This is a genomic window from Parahoeflea halophila, assembly GCF_900220985.1.
Taxonomy (GTDB): Bacteria; Pseudomonadota; Alphaproteobacteria; order Rhizobiales; family Rhizobiaceae; genus Hoeflea; species Hoeflea halophila.
The window spans coordinates 119,217-139,039 of the sequence record NZ_OCPC01000005.1; the positions used below are offsets into that span (position 1 = coordinate 119,217).

The 19,823-nt window shown below is 60.6% G+C and carries 15 protein-coding genes; 8 read left to right on the forward strand and 7 right to left on the reverse strand.

Features of this window, described 5'->3' with window-relative positions:
• Positions 1 to 49: 49 nt before the first annotated feature.
• Positions 50 to 2,143 carry a DEAD/DEAH box helicase gene (locus CRO46_RS15970; protein ID WP_097108806.1) on the reverse strand — a complete coding sequence of 698 codons (2,094 nt, stop codon included), beginning with the start codon at positions 2,141 to 2,143 and terminating at the stop codon, positions 50 to 52.
• A 355-nt stretch (positions 2,144 to 2,498) separates the two neighbouring features.
• Between CRO46_RS15970 and CRO46_RS15975 the strand changes: the two genes are divergently transcribed.
• The 3 genes from CRO46_RS15975 (at position 2,499) to CRO46_RS15985 (ending at position 5,143) form a co-directional block, all read left to right on the forward strand.
• Complete coding sequence (locus CRO46_RS15975) at positions 2,499 to 2,804, forward strand: hypothetical protein (RefSeq protein WP_097108807.1); 306 nt, start codon at positions 2,499 to 2,501, stop codon at positions 2,802 to 2,804.
• A 584-nt stretch (positions 2,805 to 3,388) separates the two neighbouring features.
• The gene (purU, locus tag CRO46_RS15980) at positions 3,389 to 4,243 is read left to right on the forward strand and encodes a formyltetrahydrofolate deformylase (protein WP_097108808.1); all 855 of its coding nucleotides are present in this window, start codon (positions 3,389 to 3,391) and stop codon (positions 4,241 to 4,243) included.
• Positions 4,244 to 4,249: 6 nt separating this feature from the next.
• Complete coding sequence (locus CRO46_RS15985; protein WP_097108809.1) at positions 4,250 to 5,143, forward strand: LysR family transcriptional regulator; 894 nt, start codon at positions 4,250 to 4,252, stop codon at positions 5,141 to 5,143.
• A 412-nt stretch (positions 5,144 to 5,555) separates the two neighbouring features.
• Here CRO46_RS15985 and CRO46_RS15990 read toward each other — a convergent pair whose 3' ends face one another.
• From CRO46_RS15990 to xylF, 3 genes are all read right to left on the reverse strand, one after another.
• Positions 5,556 to 6,332, reverse strand: coding sequence for an ATP-binding cassette domain-containing protein (locus CRO46_RS15990; protein WP_210421534.1), 777 nt, complete (start codon positions 6,330 to 6,332; stop codon positions 5,556 to 5,558).
• Positions 6,329 to 7,630 carry a sugar ABC transporter permease gene (locus CRO46_RS15995; protein WP_097108810.1) on the reverse strand — a complete coding sequence of 434 codons (1,302 nt, stop codon included), beginning with the start codon at positions 7,628 to 7,630 and terminating at the stop codon, positions 6,329 to 6,331. Before CRO46_RS15995 ends, CRO46_RS15990 begins: the two co-directional genes overlap by 4 nt.
• Positions 7,631 to 7,718: 88 nt before the next feature.
• Positions 7,719 to 8,750: a D-xylose ABC transporter substrate-binding protein gene (xylF, locus tag CRO46_RS16000; RefSeq protein WP_097108811.1), complete on the reverse strand. Its 1,032-nt coding sequence runs from the start codon at positions 8,748 to 8,750 to the stop codon at positions 7,719 to 7,721.
• A 370-nt stretch (positions 8,751 to 9,120) separates the two neighbouring features.
• Here xylF and CRO46_RS16005 point away from each other — a divergent pair, with 370 nt between their 5' ends.
• Genes CRO46_RS16005 through CRO46_RS16015 form a run of 3 tightly spaced genes read left to right on the forward strand, consistent with a single transcriptional unit; the run spans position 9,121 to position 13,435 of the window.
• On the forward strand, positions 9,121 to 10,353 hold the full coding sequence (locus CRO46_RS16005; protein ID WP_097108812.1) for an ROK family transcriptional regulator: 1,233 nt from the start codon (positions 9,121 to 9,123) through the stop codon (positions 10,351 to 10,353).
• Positions 10,350 to 11,789, forward strand: coding sequence for a di-heme oxidoredictase family protein (locus CRO46_RS16010; RefSeq protein WP_244577928.1), 1,440 nt, complete (start codon positions 10,350 to 10,352; stop codon positions 11,787 to 11,789). The genes CRO46_RS16005 and CRO46_RS16010 overlap by 4 nt, the downstream gene beginning before the upstream one ends.
• Positions 11,786 to 13,435: an ASPIC/UnbV domain-containing protein gene (locus CRO46_RS16015; RefSeq protein WP_097108814.1), complete on the forward strand. Its 1,650-nt coding sequence runs from the start codon at positions 11,786 to 11,788 to the stop codon at positions 13,433 to 13,435. Before CRO46_RS16010 ends, CRO46_RS16015 begins: the two co-directional genes overlap by 4 nt.
• A 49-nt stretch (positions 13,436 to 13,484) precedes the next feature.
• Here CRO46_RS16015 and CRO46_RS16020 read toward each other — a convergent pair whose 3' ends face one another.
• Entirely contained in the window at positions 13,485 to 14,216 is a 732-nt protein-coding gene (locus CRO46_RS16020) for a helix-turn-helix transcriptional regulator (protein WP_179759091.1), read from the reverse strand.
• A gap of 317 nt (positions 14,217 to 14,533) precedes the next feature.
• Here CRO46_RS16020 and CRO46_RS16025 point away from each other — a divergent pair, with 317 nt between their 5' ends.
• Positions 14,534 to 16,162 (forward strand): long-chain-fatty-acid--CoA ligase, encoded by a 1,629-nt coding sequence (locus CRO46_RS16025; protein ID WP_097109036.1) that lies wholly within the window; start codon positions 14,534 to 14,536, stop codon positions 16,160 to 16,162.
• Between the two features lie 73 nt (positions 16,163 to 16,235).
• Here the strand turns inward: CRO46_RS16025 and CRO46_RS16030 are convergent, their stop codons facing one another.
• Both CRO46_RS16030 and CRO46_RS16035 read right to left on the reverse strand, forming a co-directional pair.
• Positions 16,236 to 17,321 carry an ABC transporter ATP-binding protein gene (locus tag CRO46_RS16030; protein ID WP_097108816.1) on the reverse strand — a complete coding sequence of 362 codons (1,086 nt, stop codon included), beginning with the start codon at positions 17,319 to 17,321 and terminating at the stop codon, positions 16,236 to 16,238.
• Positions 17,322 to 17,402: 81 nt separating this feature from the next.
• Positions 17,403 to 18,203, reverse strand: coding sequence for an IclR family transcriptional regulator (locus CRO46_RS16035; protein WP_097109037.1), 801 nt, complete (start codon positions 18,201 to 18,203; stop codon positions 17,403 to 17,405).
• A gap of 362 nt (positions 18,204 to 18,565) precedes the next feature.
• Between CRO46_RS16035 and CRO46_RS16040 the strand changes: the two genes are divergently transcribed.
• The gene (locus tag CRO46_RS16040; protein WP_097109038.1) at positions 18,566 to 19,807 is read left to right on the forward strand and encodes an ABC transporter substrate-binding protein; all 1,242 of its coding nucleotides are present in this window, start codon (positions 18,566 to 18,568) and stop codon (positions 19,805 to 19,807) included.
• Positions 19,808 to 19,823: the final 16 nt, after the last annotated feature.

Here is a 19,823-nt window from a genome sequence, read left to right on the forward strand (position 1 = left end):
CAATTTTGCATCGATGGATTCAAAACAGTTGATATGAACGGAGCCTGGATCAGGATTTCGGCTTGCGCTTCAGTCCGCCCTTGCCGCCATCAGCTGACGACCCGGCCTTGGCCGGGTCTGCCGGCTGGCCTTTGCGATGGGGCTTGGCAGGCTTCGCTGCGGCCTTGGAACCTGGTTTGAAGTCAGCCTTGTCGCGCTTGGGCTTCTTGTCCTTGCCATGGGGCCGCGATGGGGCGTCCTTGGCTGCTGGCGCCACATCGTCATAGGGCCAGACACCCGGCGTTGCACCGGCCGGAATGTCGTCACGCTTTGAGGGTTTGCGGTCTGCATAGGGATTGTCGCGTGGCGGACGATCATCGCGTTTCCTGCCGCCGGTGAACGGACGCTTCCTGGCGTAGTCGGGTTTGCGCTTTTCCCCAGAACGGTCGTCCTCATCGCGTTGAGAGCCGCGTTCGCTGCGGCCGGCAGGAGCGAAATCACCGTCTCGGACGCGTGGTGGACGCGGTGAACGGGCGGGCATGGCCGGCACACCGTCGAGGCGCGTGACCGCGACATTCTTTTCTATCTTTCCGCTTGAACCGATGGCGGCCTCGAACCTCTTGGCGGCAGCACCGGCGATCTCGACGTAGGTTTCAAGGTCGTGGATCTTGATCTGGCCAATGTCGGCCTTGGTGATGTCGCCGGCGCGGCAAATCATCGGCAGCAGCCAGCGCGGCTCGGCCGACTGTTTGCGACCCAGCGAGAGGGAGAACCAGACTGCATCCTCGATCGGTGCATGCTCCCCGCGGGGGGCACGCTCGGGATAGGTTCCGCCCGGAGCCGAGACGGGCCCCGCATCATTGAGTTCCTCGGGCGAAGAACGGCCGGCGCGGTGCTGGCGAACCAGCGCTGCCGCGACTTTTTCCGGACCGTGCTTTTCCAGCAGGGCCGCGACCATCTTGGCCTCTTCTTCTGCGATGTCGGCTTCAAACGAAGGGTCCGCCATCAAGCGTTCGTCATCGCGCGCCAGAATCTCGTCAGCCGATGGCGGACGGTCCCAGTTTGCAGTGATGCGCGCATCATTGAGCAGGCGCTCCGTGCGGCGGCGGGCGTTGTAAGGCACGATAAGGGCGGAGACACCCTTGCGCCCGGCACGGCCGGTGCGGCCGGAACGGTGCAGCAGGGCTTCCTGGTTCTTGGGCAGGTCCGCGTGAATGACCAGTTCGAGATCCGGCAGATCGAGACCGCGGGCGGCAACATCAGTCGCGACACACACCTTGGCGCGGCCGTCGCGCAGGGCCTGAAGCGCGTGAGTGCGCTCGTTCTGGCTCAATTCGCCCGACAGGGCGACGACCGAAAATCCGCGGTTGGAAAACCGCGCGGTCAGATGATTGACGGTGGCGCGGGTGGAGCAGAACACGATGGCGTTCTTGGCATCGTAATAGCGCAGCACGTTGATGACGGCATTTTCGCGGTCCTTCGGCGCCACGGTCAGCGCCCGGTATTCAATATCGAGGTGCTGCTTCTGCTCACCGGCGGTGGTCACCCGGACAGCCTTGTTCTGGTAGCGTTTGGCCAGATTGGCAATTCCTGACGGCACGGTTGCCGAAAACATCAAGGTGCGGCGCTGATCGGGTGCGGCATCGAGAATGAACTGCAGATCTTCCCGGAAACCGAGATCAAGCATTTCATCGGCTTCGTCGAGTACAACGGCACGCATGGCCGAGAGATCCAGGGAACCGCGGTCGATATGGTCACGCAAGCGACCGGGTGTTCCGACGACGATGTGGGCGCCGCGTCTGAGAGTCTGGCGTTCGGTCGTCATGTTCATGCCACCCACGCAGGTGGCGATTCGGGCGCCGGCTTCGCCATAAAGCCAGGCCAGCTCGCGCTCGACCTGCAGCGCGAGTTCGCGGGTCGGTGCAATGCACAGCGCCAGCGGGGCTTCGGCCTGCGGCAGGATTTCCTCGTCACCCAACAGGGTCGGCGCGAGCGAGATCCCGAAGGCTACGGTCTTGCCCGATCCGGTCTGGGCCGACACCAACAGGTCGGCGTCGCGCAGTTCGGGCGCGAGTACGGCTTGCTGCACCTGGGTGAGCTTGTCATAGCCGCGTTTTTCCAGAGCCCGGGCGATCGCCGGCTGGATGGTCTCATGGTCTGTCATTTCGGATCTTTCGGACTTTGTGTTTGGGCCCGCTGGTTCGGGCGCCGTGCGGGGTGTTCATCCGGCAACGGCTTTGCGTTCCTCATAAAGCAGATTGCAGCAAGAAGAAACGGGGCGGGGCAAGAAAGTTGCTTTGCGTAATTCCGGCAGTCACCTGCCCGCGGGCCGCGCGGGCCCCCACTGGTGCCGGCGGCGTCTCGAGCAGGATCCGCCCAAGATCATCAGAATCCCCGTGGTTCTGATGTCATAAACCAGCGGTAGATCCACCAACGACACACAAGCGACCGCCCTGATCCGTCGCTGACGATCGCTATTGCCGAAGGGAACCAAGGCGGTGGTGCGGCGTTGATAAGGCATGAAAAAGATTGTTCTCATATCCGCATCTATCCTCGCTCTGGGCGCCGCCTCGATTGCGGCCGACGCGGATGGAGTGCACCTTCTCAACGGCGCAACCGAACCAGTGCTGATGTCTTATGCGGCGCCTGTTTCCAGCGCTAACGCTGAAAGCCACACGCTTGATCCGCTGGTCGCCAAACCGGGTATCGACCGCAATGTCAGGCTCGTGAGTTCCGGGATCGAATCCGCCAATTCGTGCGACAAGGCGCATTGGCCCTATTATCCGGCCGAGTGCCTGCAGAGTATCGAAACTTCCGGGCTCTAAAGCTCCCCGCACTGTTTGAGAGCGGCTGGCGGCTTTCGACGACCCTCCTGGGTCTGTGTGCTGTCTAGACATTTCCAACCGCCATTTCGCACTGGACAAGGCATTCACAAGCTCATCGTCACGGCCACCCCCACTGTGGCGTTCAGATTGCTGCGATCGCTGAGCCTATCCGTGATGAACCATGGCTCTCTTGTGTCGAAATGGCGAAATCACCAGGTTTCTCAATGTCCGAGGCGGGAGCCTGAACCATTCTTCTGTAGTTGCCCCAGCAAGCAATGACCGGCTACAGCCGTTGAATCGGCCTGAAACAATCAGCCAAACAGACATCGCGTCCATCCAGGATGACGCCAAACCATTTTTTTCCGGTCAAAGAGACAATCACTGCCGGCGTCAGGCAGTCGGGCCGCGGCAAGGACATGTCGCTTCAGGCGCTTGAGCACTCTCAGGCAGTGCGGCATGTAAAGATTGCCCACTATGGTCTGGACTTACTAGCAAATCCGGGGCGGGGTTGACCGTCCCGGATGGATACGGCAAATCCGCCGGATTGTGGTCGACACCACGTTAATTCGAATCCGGAGACATCCATGGCGCAGCCGCATTTTGTCATCACCATTGCCTGTGCTGATCAGCCCGGCATCGTTGCCGCGATCACGACAGAACTGGCGGCGATCGGTGCCAATATCGCTGAATCCGGCCAGTTCTGGGATCGCCAGACCAACCGGTTCTTCATGCGGATCGCGATCGAGACACCCGACGGAGTCGATGCCGAATCCGTCAAGCGGGCACTGCAGGCACCGGTAGCCAGGTTCGAGATGCGACTGGATATCAACACCGTCGCCAAGCGGCCGAAAATCATCATCATGGTGTCGAAATTCGATCACGCGATGCTGCACCTTCTCTATCAGATCCGGGTTGGCTGGCTTGACGCCGAAGTGGTGGCAATCGTCTCCAACCACGAAGACAGCCGCCGCACTGCGGAGATCGAGGGTGTTCCCTATCACTACCTGCCAGTGACGAAGGACACCAAGGCCGAGCAGGAAGAAAAGCTTCTTGACCTCGTCACCGGGAGCGGCGCCGATCTGGTGATCCTGGCACGTTACATGCAGGTCCTCTCAGACAAGCTGTCGCGCCGCCTGTTCGGAAAGGTGATCAATATTCACCACTCCTTCCTGCCGAGCTTCAAGGGTGCCAAGCCCTACCACCAGGCACATGAGCGGGGCGTCAAGCTGATCGGCGCGACAGCGCATTATGTCACGGCCGATCTCGATGAAGGCCCGATCATCGAGCAGGAAACCGAGCGTGTTTCTCACGCGATGACTGCCGATGATTTCGTTGCCGCTGGGCGCGATATCGAAGCCCGGGTTCTGGCTCGCGCTGTCAAGATGCATGTCGAGTCGCGCGTCATGCTCAACGGCCACAAGACCGTAGTGTTTGGATAGTCAGCTATGAACTGGGATGACATCAGGGTCTTTCTCGCTGTCGCCCGGTCCGGACAGATCCTCGCCGCTGCCCGGCGGCTCGGGATCAACCATGCCACCGCCGCACGTCGCATCACTTCGCTCGAGACGGCGCTCGGCGCCCAACTGGTCGTCCGCCGCACCAACGGGTGCGGGCTGACAGGAGAAGGCGAAGCCTTTCTCGCCCATGCCGAGCGCATGGAAGCGGAGATGCTTGCGGCGCAGGCAAATCTGGGACGCACCGACAGCGCCATTTCAGGCACCGTGCGGATCGGCGCGCCGGACGGGTTCGGGGTGTCGTTTCTGGCGCCCAGGCTCGGCGCGCTGATCGCGAAACATCCGGACTTGCGGCTGCAGCTGGTGCCGGTTCCACGGAGTTTCTCGCTGCCGCAGCGCGAGGCCGATATCGCCATTACCGTCGAGCGCCCCGCCGAGGGCCGGCTGGTGGCGCGAAAGCTCGTGGATTACTCGCTGTCGCTCTACGCTTCGCGAACCTATCTTGATCAGCACGGTACTCCGCAGAGCGCCGATGATCTCAAACAGCACCGGTTGATCAGTTATGTGGAAGACCTGATCTTCTCACCGTCGCTGCAGTTTACCCGCGAGATCCTGCGGAACTGGACGGCGCAGTTCGAGATTTCAAGTGCGACCGGTCAAACCGAAGCGGTCAGGTCGGGAGCCGGCATCGCCGTGCTGCACGACTATATCGCCGGGCTGGATCCTGAGCTGGTCCGTGTGTTGCCGGAGCATTGCATTGGCCGCTCATATTTCATGGTCTATCATGAATCTGCCCGCGATCTGGCACGCGTCCGCACTGTGGCTGATTATATCTCAGCCGTTGCCCAGGACCACAGGGCCCAGTTCTTTCCGGGCAAGACCTGAGACCTCACGCAGCCCGGCGCCCCGGCGACCGACGCCACGGCCTGAATGGGATTGCGGAACCATCAACTGAAAAACAAAACGCCTGCCCGGCAGAGCCAGGCAGGCGTTTGTACTTTGTCGTGGCGTTCGGACCGGTGCTTGGGAGGAGGATCCCGGCCTTGTCGCCCCGACTACTGCCATGCCGAATTGGGAGGAGGAGGAGTTCGGCGTGGCGTTGATCTATATATGGAGCAGTTCATGCTGCATTGCAATAGGAGAATTCGAAAAAATTTATCATCCGATAAACTTTTCTAACCTATTGATATATCTTAATTTAATAGGAATCTCGCGTTCCCCTCACTGAGACACCTGAAATGAGAATGCGGCGACGCAACAAAAAAGCCGGGGCAAAATGCCCCGGCTTTGTAGTCTGTCAGGCGTTCTGAAGAGCGCCCGGTCCCGGTATCGCGTTGGGCGGGCACTTGCCCGCGATGATCATGCCGAGCATGTCGTCCTCGCTGACCTCATCCACCTTGACGGTTCCGACGAGCTGACCGTTCTTCATCACGTTGGCCCGGTCGCAGAGCATCTTCACCTGATGGATGTCGTGATCGATCAGCAGAATGCCAATCCCCTCCGACTTCAACTGTTCGATGAGTTCGGCAACCATCTGGGTCTCCTGCACGCCAAGTGCAGCGGTCGGTTCATCCATGATAAGGATCTTGGCATTGAAGTAGACAGCCCGCGCAATCGCAACGGACTGACGCTGCCCCCCCGACAGTCCCGACACCGGCGTGTGGAAGCGCCGAAAATTGGGATTGAGACGAGCAAGGATCTTGCGGGTCTCTGCTTCCATCAAGGCATCGTCGACAAAGCCGGTCTGGCTGATGAGCTCGCGCCCGAGAAACAGATTCGACGCAGCGTCCAGATTGTCGGCAAGCGCGAGGTACTGGTAGATGGTTTCAATCTTGTAATTCCGCGCGTCACGCGGATTGTCGATCTCTGCCTTTTCGCCATTGATGTAGATCTCGCCACCATCGCGCGGCAATGCGCCCGACAACATCTTCATCAGCACGGATTTGCCGGCACCGTTGTGGCCGAGCACGCCGACCACTTCACCGGGATATAGATCAATCGAGACATGGTCCACGGCCTTGATGCCGCCGAAGGATTTCACCATGTCGCGCATTTCAACAAGCGGAGCGGTCATGTCCGGTCTCCTGTGCGACGGCGGTAGAGGATATCGAGGAAGACGGCGAGAACGAGAACGGAGCCGACAACCATGTTCTGATAGGGCGCATCGACACCGACCATGGCCATGCCCGATTGCAGGCTCTGCATGATTAGGGCACCGAGCACGGCGCCGTAGATCGTTCCCATGCCGCCCGCAAGGGCCGTGCCGCCGATGACGGCCGCCGCGATCACCCGCAGTTCATCCAGCGTGCCGATGTCGTTGGAGTGAAAGGTCTGGCGGGACGAGGCGACGATGGCCGCGATGGCACAAAGCATGCCCATGATGGCGAAGACCTTGACCGTCAGCAGACGCGTGTTGATGCCCGCCAGTGCCGCAGCTTCCGGATTGCCGCCGGTCGCGAAAATATAGCGTCCGAGCCGGGTGCGCCGCGCAACGATGGTCATCACAATGACGATCAGGATCAGCAACAACACCGAGATCGGGATACCGTAGCCCTCGACGACGCCTTCCGGCAGCACCTCGCCGCGTGCCTCATAGATTCGCTGCAACCGTGCTGCCGGAATCTCGTATGCGTTGAGGATCGCGACGAAGCCGATAATCGTTGCAGCAATGATCGCCCCGATGAGCGCTTCCGCCCACACCGGCTTGACCGGGAATTCGTGCGCGATCTTTGTGCGTCGCGACTGGATCAGCGCGTAGAACGAGCCCGCAACGGCAAGGGCGGCGAAAACCCAGCTCCACGTCTCGCCAAGCGTGCCGTTGATGCCGCCGAACAGCTGGAAATTCTCGTCGAGCGGGCCGATGGTCTGCCCCTTGGTCAGATGCCAGGCCACGTTGCGCCAGATCAGGAAGCCACCGAGTGTGACAATGAAGGCCGGTATCGCCAGATAGCCGATCAGCCAGCCCTGAAAGGCGCCGATGAGCAAACCCGTCAGGATGCCGACCACGACGGCTATCGGCATGGTGGCGGGATTGTTGAGACCCAGGCCAAGCCAGTCGGGAACGAACCATGTCTGGGTCATCGCCATCATTGCCGAGCAGGTCGCCAGCAGCGAGCCCACCGACAGATCGATGTTTCGTGTAACGATCACGAACACCATGCCTGTCGCCATGATGGCAACCGAAGCGGTCTGGATGGTCAGATTGAAGAGGTTACGCGGCGTCATGAAACGCCCGTCTGTGAGGAAATTGAAGACCAGGCAGATCACCACGAAAGCGCCGATCATACCGAGCAATCGTGTGTCTACTTCAAGGGCGGAGAAAAAATTTCGCGGCTTAGGCGGCGCGCTCGCAGCAGTGGGCGTATCGGTCATGACCGTTTTCCGGATCTAAAGTAAAGCTGTGTCCCCAATCATGAAGACTGGGGACACCACTTACTTGATTTGCAACGAAGGTGACGTCTTAGTTACAGGGAGCCGGACCGCCCGACACGCCCTGGCACAGATCTTCCTGGCTGATCCAACCGGCATCAACGACAGTCGCGAGATTGTCCTTGGTGATCGGAACTGGCGCCAGGAACATCGCCGTCATCGTGGTGCCGGAAGGCGACGTCCATTCGGTAGCGCCTTCAATGTCAGCCATCGCCGTGCCGCTGGCCAGCTGTGCAGCGATTTCGCCGGCAGCCTTGCCAAGTGCGCGCGCATCCTTCCAGACGCTGACGGTCTGCGTACCCTTGGCAACGCGGTTGAGCGCAGCGTGGTCACCGTCCTGGCCCGATACCGGAATGCCTTCCATGCCCTGAGCAGTCAGGGCGGCAACAGCACCACCGGCAGTGCCGTCATTGGACGCCACGACAGCATCGACCTTGTTGTCTTCAGCGGTCAGGATCTGTTCCATGTTGCGCTGGGCATTGGCCGGAAGCCAGCCATCGGTGTAGGCCTCGCCAACGATCGTGATGTCACCGGCATCAATGGCCGACTGCAGGACTTCCTGCTGGCCGCCACGCAGGAAGTCGGCGTTCGGATCAGTGGGCGAGCCCTTGATCATGACGTAGTTGCCCTTTGGCGCAGCGGCGAGAACCGCACGGGCCTGCATGCGGCCGACCTCGACATTATCGAAGGTGAGATAGAAGGCACGGCTGTCTTCGATCAGCCGGTCATAGGCGATAACCGGCACGTTCTCGTCGGCAGCGGCCTGAACGGCGGGAATGATCGCCTGGGTATCCTGCGCGAGAACGATAAGTGCGTCGACACCCTGGGCCATCAGGCTCTCGATGTCGGAGAGCTGCTTGGCAGCGGACGACTGTGCATCGGTCGAAACATAGGTATCGCCGGCGGCTTCGATCGCTGCCTTCATTGCGGCTTCGTCAGTCTTCCAGCGCTCTTCCTGAAAGTTCGACCAGGACACGCCAATCTTCATGTCCTTGGCAATAGCCGCCGTCGACATGGTGAGCGCAATGGCCGATCCGGCCAGAAGATGGATAATCGATTTCATGTAGTCCTCCCAAGGAATTTGATCTGCCGGACGGAGCCTCCTGCCCGACCAAGTGTTCAACTGCACGACCCGCAAACAGTATGCGAGCTTTTTCTCGACAGTCGAGAAAATTAATGTCAGGCTTGATCCACGCTGTCAACTCATGCCGGAACGACGAGATCACGCGGCCTTTTGTGAACGCCGTTACAAGCTCGGGGATAATGCGGCCAGCGGGAAGACAGACAAACCGGTGGGAGATAACATGCGCCCGCACCGGCGCAGCGGAACCGGTACAGGGAGAGATGCGTGAGAGGAACAAGCCACGAAGGGCAGTCCGTCACGCAGTGAGGAACGGGAGTTAAATCGCAGCGATGAACTGGCGGCGGCGACCATGCTGACGAAATCCAGCACCGAGCTTATTCGCCAGCACAACCGCGCGCTTGTGCTCGAAGCCCTGCGCCGCCGTATCGGACAGTCCCACACCGACCTTGCAAGAGAGACTGGACTTGCCTCGGCCACCGTGACGGCAATAACCCAGGAGCTGGAAACCGAAAACATCATCGAGCGCACAGTGGCGGCTGCCGCCGGGGGAAGAGGGCGTCCGCGGATCCTTTTCAAGCAGCGCCGTTCTGCCGCCTATGCCGCCTTTGTCAGGATATCGTCGGATGTGCTGCAATACTCGATGGTCGATTATTCCGGCACCCTGATCCACCGGATCGAGGAGAAGCGCGACAATGCCGGCCAGAAAGTCGAGGCATTCGCCGCAGACATTCGCTCCGCCCTGGCCCGGCTGGCTGAAAAATCCCGCGTCGCGCGGAACGATCTGAAGGCGATTTCGATCTCGTCGAAAGGCCTGGTGGCCGACGACAACACCACGCTGCTCTGGTCGTCGGTGCTGGGAAGCCAGCAGATCGACATGCGCAAGACGCTTGCGCCGGACTGGCAGGCGAAGGTCACCCTAAATCACGAGAGCCTGCTGGTTGCCAGCGCACTGCACAGTTCGATGAGCCGCAAGCTGGGAAAACCCATCCCCCGCCTGGCCGCGCTGTCGCTCGGACACTCGATCGGGCTTGGGGTGGTTCATGCCGACGGCTACGAATCCCCGAAGGCGAGAGCGCCGGGATTCGGCCACATGATCCACAGCCATGGCGGCGCGCTCTGTCGTTGCGGTTCGCGCGGCTGCATTGAGGCCTATGCCGGTTCCTATGCCATTCTTCGTGCCGCGTTCAAGGTTCCGCCCAGCACGCTGCCCGCGAATTTCGTGCCATTCATCGAAATCGAGAAAGTCGCAGTTCAGGCCCGGCAAGGAGACAGCACGGCGAAATCCGCCTTTCGCGAGGCCGGCACCGCCATCGGTAACGGGCTTGCGCGGCTGATCAGCCTTCACGGCAAGATGCCGGTGGTGTTCACAGGCCCCGGCGTCCGTTTCCTTGACCTCATGCGCCCGGGGATTGATGACGGCCTGTCAGCCTCGCTTGGCGTTCGGATCGAAGGGCCGCCGGAGATGTCAGCCTCGCTCGACGAGGAGGGCCTGGTCTTTGAAGGTCATCTCAACCACACCATGACAGCGATCGACCGGGACGTCATCGCGCCCAAGATTATTGGGCAAGGAGGAGCAGCATGAATATTGCAGACGCCAGGGAGCGAAGGGGACGCCGACTTGCTGGAGCCATGGCGCTGCAGTTAACGCTACTTGTGCCGGCACTTGCCAGCGAACCCTGGGCAGAGCGCACGCAGGCCCTGGGAGCGACGACGGAAATGCCGACGGGCACTCTTTCCCCGGCGGCCCTCGACGAACTGACCAGGACCGGGCAGGCCCTGTTCGAGGCCAATTTTACCACGCTTGACGGCGTCGGCCGGCCCGAGGCGACACAGGCGATCGACCCGACGCGGCGCAAGCATCCGCGCCAACAGGCTTTCTTCAGGACCGCCGGGCCGGACGCCGGCTCGTGCGCTGCCTGCCACAACCAACCGGCCAGCGGCGGAGCCGGCGACTTCGTCGCCAACGTCTTCGCCTCGGAAGGATTCGAAAGCGCCGACTTCGATTCACTCGATCCGCAGTTTTCCAGCGAGCGCGGCACCAATCACCTCTTTGGCGCCGGGCTGGTCGAGTTGCTGGCACGCGAGATGAGCCGTGAACTTCAGTCGCGCCGCAACGAGGCGCTGGCCAAGGCTCGCGCCTCCAGGGAAACTGTACGCCTGAGCCTGACGGCCAAGGGCATCGATTTCGGCCACATCTCCGCAGAGCCGGATGGGTCGGTCAACCTCGATGAACTTGATGGCGTCGACACCGACCTGGTGATCCGTCCATTCACCCAGAAGGGTGTGATGACCTCGCTGCGGCAATTCACGGTCAATGCGCTGAACCATCACCATGGCATGCAGGCCGACGAGCGGTTCGGTGCCCGCTGGACCGGATCGGATGATTTCGATGGCGATGGCAAGACCGGCGAAATAACTGCGGCGGATGTCTCGGCGCTCGTCGCCTGGCAGGCCACTCTTCCCGCGCCGGCGCGGGTGGTTCCCGAGATCGAAGGCTGGGCCGACGCCGCGGCACGCGGCGAAGCAAATTTCGAGCAGTTCGGCTGCACCATTTGCCATCGCCCTGCCCTCCCGCTGGAAAGCCTGTCCTTTGCAGACCCGGGTCCGTACGACCTGGCCGGCACACTCAATGACGGACAGGTCGCGGCCAGGGCAATCTATGACATCGCGCTTCTGGAGTGGGCGGACGGCCTTCCCCGCGACGCAGACGGCCGGGTGCTGGTGCCGCTCTATGGCGATCTCAAGCGGCATGTAATGACCGACAGCCAGATCGATGCTCTGGGCAACGAGTTGCTGTCGCAGCGCTTTGTCGACCGCAACATCTTCCAGACTGCGGAACTCTGGGGGGTGGGGTCGACCCAGCCATACGGTCACCGCAATGATTTCAGCAGTCTCGACGAGATCATCCTCGCTCATGGCGGCAATGCGCGTCAGGCGCGCGACGCCTATGAAGCCGCCGCCAAAAACGACAGATCGGATGTGATCGCATTTCTCAAGACACTGGTGATCGTCCCATGAAGAGACTGCATTTCCTCGCCGCCATGGCGGCAATCTGGCTGACCGCAACCGGCCACGACGCTGCGGCTCAAACCGCCTTCACTGCCGATGTACCGATCCTGCACGAAGAAGCGGCCAGCGCCGGCATCGATCAAAGCTACACCGGAGGGTGGGAGTTCTTCGTCGGTGGCGGAGCCGCCAGTTTCGACTGCAATGGCGACCGGCTGCCTGATCTCCTGATTGCGGGCGGATCGGGGCCGGCGAAGTTCTATGTCAACGAAAGCAAGACTGCCGGCCCGCTGGCGTTCATGCCGTTCGATCCCGGATTGCAGGCCGCGGACCTCACCGGCGTGCTTGGCGCCTATCCGCTGGACATCGACAATGACCGGCACGTGGATCTGGTCCTGTTACGGCTTGGCCGGAATCTTGTGCTCAAGGGTGGCGCCGATTGCCAATTCGAGAAAGCCAACCGCAGCTTCGCGATAGATGGCGGGCGGGCCTGGTCGACCGCCATGTCGGCGATCTGGGAAAAAGGCAAGAAATTCCCGACAATCGCCATCGGCAATTATGTCGACCGTTCGGCACCGGGCACGCCGTTTGGCACCTGCGAGCCGAACCAGTTGCTGAGGTCCCGGCCCGGCGAAGCGCCCGATTACTCGGATGTACTGACGCTCGAACCCGGGCACTGCGCCCTGTCGGTTCTGTTTACCGACTGGAACCGTACGGGTCAGCCTGATCTCAGGATCACGAACGACCGGCAATATTATCGTGGCGGCGAAGAACAGTTGTGGAAGATGATCGAGGGGCGCCCTCCCCGGCTCTACTCCTCATCGCAAGGCTGGCAGCGGCTCACGATCTGGGGCATGGGCATCGCCGAGACCGATTTCGATGCGGACGGCCTGCCCGAATACGCGCTGACCTCAATGGGCGACACCAAGCTGCAGAAGCTCGACCAAGAGGCCGGGGAAGACCGCCCGACCTATCGCGACATCGCCTTTGAGCGCGGCGCCACCGCCCACCGTCCCTACGCCGGCGGCGATTCCAAACCTTCCACCGGTTGGCACAGCAAGTTCGCCGACATAAACAACGACACCAGAACCGACCTGTTCATCGCCAAGGGCAATGTCCAAGCGATGCCGGACTTTGCTAGTTTCGACCCCGACAACCTGCTGCTAGGCGGTTTCGATGAGATGTTTCACGAAAAGGGCATGGAGGCCGGTATCGCGCTCGACACACGGGGCCGCGGGGCCATCATCGAGGATTTCAACATGGACGGCATGCTCGACCTGCTCGTGGTCAATCGCGAGCATCCCGCCAGCCTGTTCCGCAATCTGGGAGCAGCCACGGACTGGGGTCACCGACCGCTCGGCAACTGGGTGAAAATCGAGCTGGACAATGGCAAAATCAATCCGTCCGCTGTGGGTGCGCTGATCTCCGTTCGCACCGGAACCCGCACCCAGACCCGCAGGATTCAGGTTGGCGGCGGGCATGCCTCGGGCCAGGCAGGATTCACGCATGTGGGATTGGGCGTGTCCGAGCGCGCGACCATCCGGGTTCAATGGCCCGATGGCGAGTGGAGCCACCCCTATCGGGTGTTCGCCAACCAGCATGTCAGGATCATCCGCGGCGAAGCCAATGCACGCTACTGGTATCCTGTCGCACAATAGCAAGCGGCGGGGCTGCCAGCGCATGGGTCTTTTCGCGCAGTCCCCCTGATCAGTCGATAAATCCGAAGCGCAAGCCGTGCGCCACGGCCTGCGTACGGTTCACCGCATCGAACTTGCGGGCGGCATTGTTGAGGTAGTGATTGACCGTGTGTTCCGAAAGATTGAGAATCTGGGCGATCTCGACCGATGTCTTGCCGACAGAGGTCCAGACCAGGCATTCCCGTTCACGCTCGGTCAGCGGTGAATCGGGTTTTGGCGGCCTTGCGGAGACCTGGCGCAGTTTTTGATGCACCATATGGGCATAAAGAGCCAGCTCGGCGGTTTCGCCCATGCTCATCGGAACACGCTCGCCGACAAAGAAGACCGCCGCGGGCCCGTGGTCGGGATGATAGACAGGGACAACAAACGCGCAGTCGAGACTGTAGGTGGCTGCCAGCCCTTCCATGAACACCCTGAAATCGGCGGGCGCAAGTGCTGCCGAACCATCCAGGCGGTATTCCACGGGCGCGCTGGTCTGGCTCAGGATTCCAACCAGCGGATTGCTCGCGACAGGTTGCACCGCCTCATGGCTCTGAACCAGCTCGGAAGGCGCAGAGGTAATTACAATTGCTTCGGAGAACGACTTCTCTTCCGCGGTGGCTCCGTTCGCCACGAAAAAATACTTGTAGCCGTAGCCTGCCGTGAGTTCGCGCAACAGTCGCAGAATGTCGAATTGGGTCTGGCAATTGTCCAGTTGCTCACAGATGCTCGGCAATTTTTGCTGCTGGCTCTGTGCTCTCATGGACATACCGCTTGATCAATGCCTGTTCTTGTTGTCGGCGGCAATACAGCTGTTGCTGATCGATGATCTTTTACAAATCCGCTGAACTTCAAACCCACGATCCAATCCCAAGTCCGTGACAAACAAACACGCATTGAAGACGAGCGCTATAGAGCAGCCCCTGCCCGAGCCCCGATTTTGAGCTGCGGCTTATTTAAGACTATACTAAAACCTTAGAGAAGCAAAACATCAAATTCGAGGTGATTTGATGTTGTCTCCGCTCCCTTGCAAGCGCTACTGTTCCCATCAGGAAGAGGATGAAAAACAAGGGGGATCATATGCTTGGAATGATGCAGGAATGGCCTTTGCTCTGCCACAAGGTCATCGATCATGCGGCTATCTACCACGGAAAACGTGAGATCGTGTCCCGTTCGGTCGAAGGCCCGTTCCACCGCACCGACTATGCAGGGATTCGCGAACGCTCCCTCAAGCTTGCTCAACGGCTGGACCGGGATGGCTGCCGCCTTGGCGATCGCATAGCCACTATGGCCTGGAATACATGGCGCCATCTCGAGACCTGGTACGGCGTTCTGGGTATCGGGGCTGTCTACCACACGCTCAACCCCCGGCTGTTTCCGGACCAGATCGCCTGGATCATGAACGACGCCGAAGACAAGATGCTGTTCGTCGACCTCACCTTCATCAAGCTGGTCGAGATGATTGCTCCCAAAGTCCCCAGCCTGGAGCGCATCGTCGTCCTGACGGACGATGCGCACATGCCCGAAACATCGCTGAAAAACGTGGTTTCCTATGAGAGCTACATTGCCGAAGCCGACGGCGATTTCGCCTGGGCGGAATTCGATGAGCGGACTGCAGCGGGCATGTGCTACACGTCAGGCACCACCGGAGACCCGAAAGGGGTGGTCTATTCCCACCGCTCCAATGTGCTGCACGCGATGGCGGCCATGCAGCCGGACATGCTCAACCTGGCTTCACGGGATCGCTTGATGCCGGTGGTTCCGCTGTTTCATGCCAATGGCTGGTCGACCGCGTTTTCCGGACCGATGACGGGCTGCGCCATGATCATGCCCGGCGCGGGAATGGACGGCGCTTCCATCTACGAGATCCTGACACAGGAAAAAGTGACGATCACGGCAGCAGTGCCCACAGTGTGGTTGATGCTCTTGCAGCACATGGAAAAGCACGGCGGAAAATTGCCAGACCTGTCCCGAGTGGTGATCGGCGGGTCAGCCTGCCCACAGGCCATCACCAAGGCGTTCCAGGATGATTACGGCGTCGACGTCATCCATGCCTGGGGCATGACCGAAATGAGCCCGCTTGGAACACTTTGCTCTATCAAGCCGGAGTACAGCCATCTTGAAGGTCAGGAGAAACTGGACCTGCAGGCCAAGCAGGGCCATCCGCCGTTCACGGTGGAGATGAAGATAACCGACGATGAAAACATCGAGCTGCCGTGGGACGCCAAGACCTTTGGCAGGCTCAAGGTTCGCGGCCCGGCGGTCTCGTCGTCCTACTACAAGGGCCGTGGCGCGGAGCAATTCGACGCTGAAGGATGGTTCGATACCGGCGATGTCGCCCATGTCGACTCGTACGGCTACATGCAAATCACCGACCGGGCCAAGGACGTGATCAAGTCGGGTGGCGAATGGATTTCCTCGATCGAAATCGAGAACCTCGCCGTCGGACACCCCGACGTAGCGGAAGCCGCTGTGATCGGTGTCGCGCACCCGAAATGGGATGAGCGGCCGTTGTTGGTGATCGTTGCCAAGGAGGGCCGCTCTCCGGACAAGCAGTCCATCCTCGACTTCCTGGACGGCAAGATCGCAAAATGGTGGATGCCGGATGATGTGATCTTCATTGACGAGATTCCGCACACGGCCACCGGCAAGATCCAGAAGACCACGCTGCGGGAGACGCTCAAGGATTATCAGCTGCCGACAGGCTGAGGCCCGAAAGCTCCCATCAGCAAGGCCCGGATGCGCGAACGTCCGGGCCTTTGCTATAGAGGGGCGGGAGAAGTCAGCGCAGCCGCAGGCCGGTCTCCGCATCAAACAGGAACGCACGCTCCGGATTGAAACCGGTGTTGAAGACGTCACCTTCACGCACGTCACGGTTTTCCCGTATTTCGATGGTCAACGGCATTTCGAGATCGGAGCGCGAATAGGCGAAAGACGATCCCCCAAGATGCTCGATCACATCAATCGGCACGGCTAACCGAACACTGCCGGCCGCATCGAAATGTTCGGGCCGGATGCCCAATTGCAGTTTCGTGCCAGGCCTGGGGTGCGGAGAGCGGATGGTCATCGGCACCTCGATACCATCGTGATCATCGAGGCGCACGGTCAGCGTTTCGCCGTTCGAGCTACCCACCGACGCCGGAAGAAAATTCATCCGGGGCGAACCGATGAACCCGGCGACAAAGGCATTGTCCGGATCATCATAAAGCGCCAGCGGCGAACCGGTCTGTTCGATGACGCCGGCGCGCAGCACCACGATCTTGTCGGCCAGCGTCATCGCCTCGACCTGGTCGTGGGTCACGTAGATCATGGTGGCTCCAAGTTCCTTGTGCAACTTGGCGATCTCCAGCCGCATCTGTACACGAAGCTCAGCGTCGAGATTGGACAAGGGCTCGTCAAACAGGAAGACTTCCGGCTCGCGAACTATGGCGCGGCCGATGGCGACGCGCTGGCGCTGGCCGCCCGATAGAGCCTTGGGTTTGCGCTGCAACAGAGGCTCAAGATGCAGGATGGAAGCGGCGCGGCTGACACGTTGCTTGATCTCAGCTGCCGGGTGGCCGGTCATCTTCAGACCGAAACCCATGTTTTCCTCCACCGTCATGTGAGGATAGAGCGCGTAGGACTGAAACACCATGGCGACACCGCGATCGGCGGGCTCTACATTGGTGACGTCCTTGCCGCCGATGGTCAGGGTGCCGGCGGTAGTGGCCTCAAGCCCCGCAACCAGGCGCAGAAGCGTTGACTTGCCGCAGCCCGAGGGACCGACAAACACCGTGAATTCGCCATCCTCGACGGTCAGATCGACCCCGTGGATCACATCGACACTGCCGAATGATTTCTTCACTTTTTGCAGTTCAAGACCTGCCATGACACTCCCTTTCAAACTCCGGCCTGACCGGCTCCCGGCAACCCCGCGGCTACCCCTCAATCTTTCTTCCGGCATCCCGCTTCACGTGCGCGGACCCAACCTTGCACCCATGTCATCCATGATCGAACCGGCCGTGTCGCGCACCAGCCCGGCCCAGCTCTCAAGTGCTTCAGCCGTGATCCGGTAGGCCGGGCCCGTGACGGAAACCCCGCCAACAAAACTTCTGTCGGATGAATAGATCGGCGCCGCCACGCAGCGGATGCCGGGCTCGTGCTCTTCGCGGTCATAGGCATTGCCGCTGTCACGGATCTCGGCGATTTCGGCGATCAGAGCGTCTTGCGTTGTCAGCGTGCTGTCGGTGAAGCGCTTGAACCTGATGGTGGAAACCAGATCACGCAGCTCGGCGTCGGGGAGCGCCGACATTGCCGCCTTGCCGACGCCGGTACAATAGACCGGCGAGGCGTTGCCGATCTGCGAGTACATGCGCACTGCCTGCCGGCTCTCGACCTTGTCGAGATAGATCACTTCACTGCCACGCAGCACGCCCAGATGCACAGTCTCGCCGGTGAGATCGTGCAGAGCGCGCAGATGCGGCTCGGCGATGGCGCGGAACTGGTTACCGGCCCAGGCCTTTGCGGCGAACTTCAGCAGACGGATACCAACGGAATAGGAATGGTCGCGTCCCAGCGACAGCAGGCCTTCCTCCACCAGATTGGAGAGTTGCCGGTGCAAGGTTCCACGCGGTTGGCTGGAGAGAGCAAGGATATCGGTGAAGCGCATCGGCTCATCGGCGGAGGCGACGATATCAAGAACGGCTATGGCCTTGCCAAGCGTACCGGTGTCGACACGGCTGCGTTGCGGCCTGGTGTCTGACACCTCCATACGGTCCGGCTTCGCTGCGGTGCTGTCTGTCTGATCGACCACTGTCCCTCCCCTGCCATTTCCGGCGCCACTTGACGCCCGCCCGAAACAGACCTGACTTCAATCGGTTGGCTCTCCCTTTCGCCTCCCGTCCGGTCCCGGTCACCAAAGCCGCATCTCAAGCCGCTGCTTTTGGACCTTGACAATTCATACACCATAGATTGATAATTCTAAATAGTCAAATTGAGTTCCAAATAACGGAACATCAATTGGCGCTGCCGGGGCGTTCTGGAGGATTGCCCGCCCGGCAGGTGGGCCGGCCGCCCGGATGCGGCCCTACACCGAGGGACGGCAGCATGGTCAACACATGGGAGGTTTACTGCATGACGCTTTCACTCAAATCCACGCTCCTCGGCAGCGCTGCGCTTGCCCTTTTGGCAACGCAGGCGATGGCCGAACAGCGCACCCTGAAATATTATGCCGACTTCGACCCGGCGCCGCTTGCGGCCTTCGAGGCCGTGATTGCGGAATTTGAAGCAGCCAATCCGGATATCGACGTGGTTCTGCAGAACTTCGACCACGAGGGCTACAAGACCTCGATCCGCAACTTCCTGACAGCCGACTCCCCGGATCTTGCCAACTGGTATGCCGGCAACCGCATGGCGCCATTTGTCAATTCCGGCCAGTTCCTCGACATCTCCGATGTCTGGGCTGACAACAATCTCGGCGAAAGCCTGGCATCGGCCAAGGGTTCGATGACCATCGACGGCAAGCAGTGGGGCATCCCCTACACCTATTACCAGTGGGGCATTTACTACAACAAGGATGTCTACGAGCAAGTCGGAGTTGAAGTGCCGTCCACCTGGGACGAGTTCATCGACAATTGCGCAAAGTTCAAGGAAGCAGGTATCGACTGCCTGACCACCGGCACCAAGGCGCTGTGGCCCGGAGCCGGCATCTTCGACTACATGAACCTGCGCACCAACGGCTACGAGTTCCACATGGACCTGACCGCCGGCAAGGTGGCCTGGACCGACGAGCGGGTGAAGAACACGTTTGCCGAATGGGCCAAGCTGGTCGAGCCCGGTTACGTGACCGCCAACCACGCAGCACTTGACTGGCAGGATGCCGCTTCGCTTCTGATCCAGGGCAAGGCCGCGAACTACGTCATGGGCAACTTTGCCGTGGCCGTATTCAAGGATGGCGGCATGACCAACGAGACGCTGGGCTTCATGCAGTTCCCGGAAATCACTCCGGGCCTGCCGCGCGGCGAAGAAGCGCCGACCGACACGATCCACATTCCGGCCGGCGCCAAGAATGTCGATGACGCCAAGAAGTTCCTGGCCTACATCGCCACGGCCGACGTGCAGACAAAGTTGAACGAGGCGCTCGGACAGCTCCCGGTCAACAACGGCTCGAAGGTCGGTGACGACCCGTTCCTGCAGGCCGGATTCGAGTTGCTGTCAACGGCTGACGGCGGCATCGCCCAGTTCTTCGACCGCGATGCTCCGGCCGAAATGGCCAAGGTCGGCATGGAAGGCTTTCAGGAATTCATGGTCAAGCCGGAGAACGTCGACCGGATCCTCGAACGCCTCGAAAAGGCGCGTGGGCGCATTTACAAGTAAGCATCAGAACCGGGCG